Source organism: Mesorhizobium sp. M1E.F.Ca.ET.041.01.1.1 (genome assembly GCF_003997355.1).
GTDB lineage: Bacteria > Pseudomonadota > Alphaproteobacteria > Rhizobiales > Rhizobiaceae > Mesorhizobium.
Map to the genome: position 1 here is coordinate 1 of NZ_RZSL01000467.1, position 4,987 is coordinate 4,987.

Sequence of the window (4,987 nt, forward strand, 5' to 3'; positions counted from 1 at the left end):
GCGACGGCGCGGCGCAGCGTGCCCGAGGGGATGTAGGGGCGCTGCGGCAGCATGAACAATCGCCTGCCGGCGTGGAAATCGACGCTGCCGCTGCCCCACGGCCACAGGCCCGCGACGGCCCGCACCAGCGTCGATTTGCCCGAACCGGATTCGCCGGCCACCAGCACCCGCTCGCCTGGCTCGATCTCGACCTCGGTTTCCTTGACCACGGAGGTGCCGTCGTCGAGCGTGACGGAGAGATTGTCGAGGCTGAGCATGGCGCCGTTCGCCGTCTCGCCGTGCTGGATGCGTCCGAAGGCCTCGCTCTCTTCCGCGCGCTCCAGCCCGTCGAGCGACATCATCAGCGAAGCGATGCGGCGCGCCGAGGCGTTCCAGTCGGCAAGGCGCGGATAGTTGTCGACCAGCCAGCCGAACGCGCCCTGCACGATGCCGAAGGCGGAGGCCGCCTGCATGACCTGGCCGAGCGACATCGAGCCTTCGAGGAATTTTGGCGCGCACAGCAGGATCGGCACGACCGGCGCGAACAGGCTCGACCCTTGCGAGACCAGCGCCGTGCGCATGTGCTGGCCGGTCAGCAGCGCCCATTGCCTCAGCACATGGCCGAAACTCCTGTCGATGCCGCTGCGCTCCTCCTCCTCGCCGCCGAGCAGCGCGATGCTCTCGCCGTTTTCGCGCACGCGCGTCAGCACGTAGCGGAGTTCGGCTTCAGCCTGGTTCTTGTCCTCGGAGAGTTTCACGAAATGGCGGCCGATGACCGCCATCGAGGTGGAGGTGATGGCGGCATAGATGACCGCGGCGGTGACGAGGAAGCCGGGAATGGTGAGGCTCAAGCCGCCGAGCGTGAAGCTCAGCGCCCCGCCGATCGTCCACAGCACGACGATGAAGGTCGAGGCCGACAGGAACGCGTTGAGGACGCCGGCGATGAAGTCGACGGGCGATTCCGTGGCGATGCGCAAATCCTCCGTGAGGCGGGCTTCAGGATTGGTGTGATCGCCTTTGACGAGGTTCAACTGATAGTAGCGGCCGTTGGCGAGCCAGCGGGCGATGACCGACGTGGTGAGCCACGAGCGCCAGCGGCGCTGGATCGTCATGCGCATATAAACCTGCGTGACGACAAGGCTTGCGCTGCCGGCCACCAGCGGCAGGAAGATGGCGATCAGGAAGTAAACGGTGCCGGCATTGCGTTGCTCGAGGGCGTCGAAGATCGAGCGGTTCCAGACATTGATCCCGTACTGGAAGCCGATATTGACGACGATCAGCATCAACACGCCGATCGTGAACGGCCATGCGCGCCGGTCGCCGCTGCGTCCCCAGTAGCCGCGCGCGCTGATCCAGAAACGCCGCAGCAGATATTTCTTGCGCGCCTGCTCGGCCTCCTCATGCGTCAGCTCGGGATCAGGCTCGACGGATTCCGGCGGCGGCGGCGCGGGTTCGCCGACGGCCTCCGGCGTGGCTTCGGCAGGCGGTCCCTTCGCGTCGCTTGATTTCTCTGGACTCGGCTTTTCCGGAGGGCTCGACTTTTTCGGGCGCGGCTTTTCTTCGCGCGTTTTCTCTTCGCGCGACTTCTCCTGGCGCGACGTCCCCACATCGTTTGGTTTGGCGCCGGTCGCCTTCGGTTTGGATTTGGTCTCTGACATCAGGCCGACAACGGCCTGAAAATCAGAAAGTTTCACCGTCTCCGCGCGGCAGCGAGTCATCCACTCGGTCGGCAATCGCATAGGGCAGCGCCGGCCCCCGCTCCGTCTCGGCTCCGCCGAGCCACCTCTCCCCCATTTCATGGGGGCGAGGAACCCAAGGTCTGCGAGGTCGCGACTCTGGCGATTGGCGTTTCCTCGCCCCCACAACGTGGGGGAGAGGTGGCTCGACGAAGTCGAGACGGAGAGGGGGAGCACCCTATGCGATTTTGGCTCTCCGCCTTGTCACCTCACCCGCTAAAACCCCGGCGCGCGGCGGCCATGCCTTCCCACATCAGCTTGATGCCGAGCGCGCCGACCACGGCGCCGGCGGCGCGGTCGATCCAGTGCTTGGTGCTGAGATAGGCCGAGCGCGGCCGGCTGGCGGAAAAGGCGAAGGCGACGACCGCGTACCAGACGAATTCGTTGAGGAAGAGCAGCGGCGGCAGCACGAAGAGCATCCACAGCGGCGGCGAGGCCGGCAGCATGGCCGCGAACATCGAGGCGTAGAAGATCGCGGTCTTGGGGTTGGCGAGCTGCACCAGAAGCGCGCGGCGCAGCGCCCGCCAGAACGAGCCGGCGCGCGCCGATGCATCGCTGGCGATCTCGATCGGCTCGTTGGCGCCGCGCCAGATCTTGATGCCGATCCACAACAGATAGGCGCCGCCGGCGATGCGCAGAAAAATGTCCAGCCAGGCGACCTGCACGAGCAGCGCGGTCAGGCCCGCGACCGCGATGGTGGCGAAGATGAAGCCTCCGATGCCCATGCCGATCGCCGCCGCCAGGCCGTCGGTGCGCTCGCCGGCAACCGCGATGCGCGAGACGACGACGAAGCTCGGCCCGGGGCTCATCGCGCCGAGCAGGAAAACGCCAAGGATGGAAAGGATGGTTGCAATCTCGGACAAGGCTCTTCTCCCAGGTCGATGTCGGTTGCCGCGCAAGCAATGCACGCGCAAAGCGGATTGTCACCACCCTGGCAAGCCGATCCGTTCGGCCAGCACGGCGCCAAGGATCGTGCTCCAAGCCCCGACGTCACGGCGAAAAGCAGTTCGTGGAGCCCGTTCCATGGGCTATAATGCGGTGCTGTTGTGAAGCATTGAGGTGCTGGCATGCCGGGCTGGCTCGTATCGGTTGTCCCCATGAATGTCTCTTCCGCTGTCGGAGGGACATCGTGAACGTCCTGATCATCTATGGAACGACCGAAGGGCAGACGGAGAAAATTTCCGCACGGACGGCAGCGCATATCCGCGAACGCGGGCACCAGGTCGAGCTTGTGGATAGCGCAGAGCTCACATCCGATTTGAAGCTCGGACACTTCGACGCGTTCGTCATTGCAGCCTCGGTCCACCAAGAGCACCACCAGGAAACCGTCACGAACTTGGTGTTTGCACATCACGAAGCGCTGAACGCCAAGCCTTCGGCCTTCATATCCGTCAGTCTCTCGGCGGCGCTGGAAGACCAAAAGGCGGAAGCTCAAAAATACGTGGATCGCTTCGTCGCCGTGACAGGGTGGCAGCCAGGCATGACCCTCCTCCTTGGGGGTGCCTTGCGCTTCACCAAGTACGATTTCTTTCAGGAGCAGTTCGTCAAATTCGTCGTCATGAAGAGCGGCGATCCGGTCTCCGAGCGCGATCACGAATTCACTGACTGGAACGCACTCGCCAACTTCGCCGATCGATTTCTCGATCTGGCTAAACAAGGAGGTGCTTGAGTCCGGCGCAGCCGGCATCGGCGCACCCTTCGCCTTGCTTGCCGGCGTGGCGCATGGAACATGGCCAATCCTTACAAATTCGAAAGTCCGACCCGCTGCCCACCAGGTCTTGACGAAGACTGGTGCGCCTGTTTGAGACTTAAAGCGCGTCGCGCTGAAGCGGAGCCAGGCGACGCGCTTTAAGTCTTTGTTTTGATGCATGTCGTTCCCCCAAAACCGCTGCGCACTTTTGGGCGACATGCATTAGGGGTAAATGAGGCACTTGCTCCATGGGGAGATGAGCAAGCGGTGGGCAAGCTGTGAAGCGCGTTTTTCGATTGCTTGCCGCTGTGATCATGGCGTCCGGCGTGACCGGGTGCACCAGCATTTCGTACTACGCGCAGTCGTTGGAGGGCCATGTTGAGATCATGGCGGCGCGCAGAAATGTCGGGAAGCTGATCCGTGATCCTTCGACGCCGGAGGCATTGCGCGCCAAGTTGACGTCGGCGAGCGTCATACGCCGCTTTGCCACGGACGAGTTGACGCTGCCCGACAACAGCAGCTACCGCAGCTATGTCGACGTCGGCCGGGACTCTGTGACCTTTGCCGTTTTTGCCGCGCCGCAATTCTCGCTTACGCCAATAACATGGTGCTTTCCGGTCTTCGGCTGCGTTCCGTACCGGGGTTACTTTTCCCGGAAATCCGCAGCCGAAAGCGCTGTCGGACTGCAGCGACAGGGGCTGGACGTCTATGTCTCAGGCGTCACCGCGTATTCCACGCTGGGCTGGTTCAGCGACCCGCTGCTCAGCACCATGCTGCGTCAGGACGACACCTATCTCGCAAGCCTTGTTTTCCACGAGCTGGCGCATCAGAAAATCTATGTGAACAATGACTCCGCGTTCAATGAGGCTTTCGCGGTTGCCGTCGAAACCACCGGCGTGAGGAAATGGCTGCGCGCCACCGGCAATCGCGCCGGATTGCGCCGCTACGAGGCCAATCGCAAGCGCAGTGCCGATTTTCTCGGTCTGATAGCGAAAACCCGGGACGAGTTGAGGCAGGTCTATGGAAGTCCCCGTGCCCCGGACCAGATGGCGGCTGCCAAGGCAGCCACAATCGACAGGCTGCGGATGCGCTACCGGCAAATGCGCGATAGGCGATGGGCCGGATACCGCAGATACGATGCCTGGTTCGATGCCCCGATCAACAACGCAAAGCTCGCCGCCACTGCTGTCTACGGCGAACGGGTTCCGGCGTTTCTTCGCCTGTTCGATTTGTGTTCCGGCGACTATCCAAGATTCTATGCTTCCGTTCGACGGATCGCGGCCTTGCCCGAACCTTCCCGTGCGCAGGCCTTGAAGACCGCGGCGACATGTAATTGAGTTTGACGGACAAGGCGGCCCGCGCAGCCCGGCCCTGAGCGATGCCGGCTCGGGCAGCCAATCACATGGGGCGCTCCCCCTCTCCGTCTCGGCTTCGCCGAGCCACCCCTCTCCCCCACCTTCGGCGGGGGCGAGGAAACGCTAATCGCCGAAGGCCGTGACCTTGGCAATCTTGGGTTCCTCGCCCCATGAAATGGGGGAGAGGTGGTTCGGCGCGCAGCGCCGAGACGGAGCGGGGGCAGCGC

The 4,987-nt window shown here is 63.5% G+C and carries 4 protein-coding genes; 2 read left to right on the forward strand and 2 right to left on the reverse strand.

Features of this window, described 5'->3' with window-relative positions:
- Positions 1-1,637: ABC transporter ATP-binding protein/permease (locus EOA38_RS27930; protein WP_127300739.1), on the reverse strand; the 1,637-nt coding region annotated here is incomplete at its 3' end.
- Between the two features lie 287 nt (positions 1,638-1,924).
- The gene (locus EOA38_RS27935) at positions 1,925-2,524 is read right to left on the reverse strand and encodes a LysE family transporter (protein ID WP_189350721.1); all 600 of its coding nucleotides are present in this window, start codon (positions 2,522-2,524) and stop codon (positions 1,925-1,927) included.
- Positions 2,525-2,844: 320 nt separating this feature from the next.
- On the opposite strand from EOA38_RS27935, the gene EOA38_RS27940 reads away from it, so the two are divergent.
- Together EOA38_RS27940 and EOA38_RS27950 are read left to right on the forward strand one after the other, a co-directional pair.
- Positions 2,845-3,384 (forward strand): flavodoxin domain-containing protein, encoded by a 540-nt coding sequence (locus tag EOA38_RS27940; RefSeq protein WP_126094492.1) that lies wholly within the window; start codon positions 2,845-2,847, stop codon positions 3,382-3,384.
- A gap of 335 nt (positions 3,385-3,719) precedes the next feature.
- Complete coding sequence (locus EOA38_RS27950; RefSeq protein ID WP_126095950.1) at positions 3,720-4,742, forward strand: aminopeptidase; 1,023 nt, start codon at positions 3,720-3,722, stop codon at positions 4,740-4,742.
- Positions 4,743-4,987: the final 245 nt, after the last annotated feature.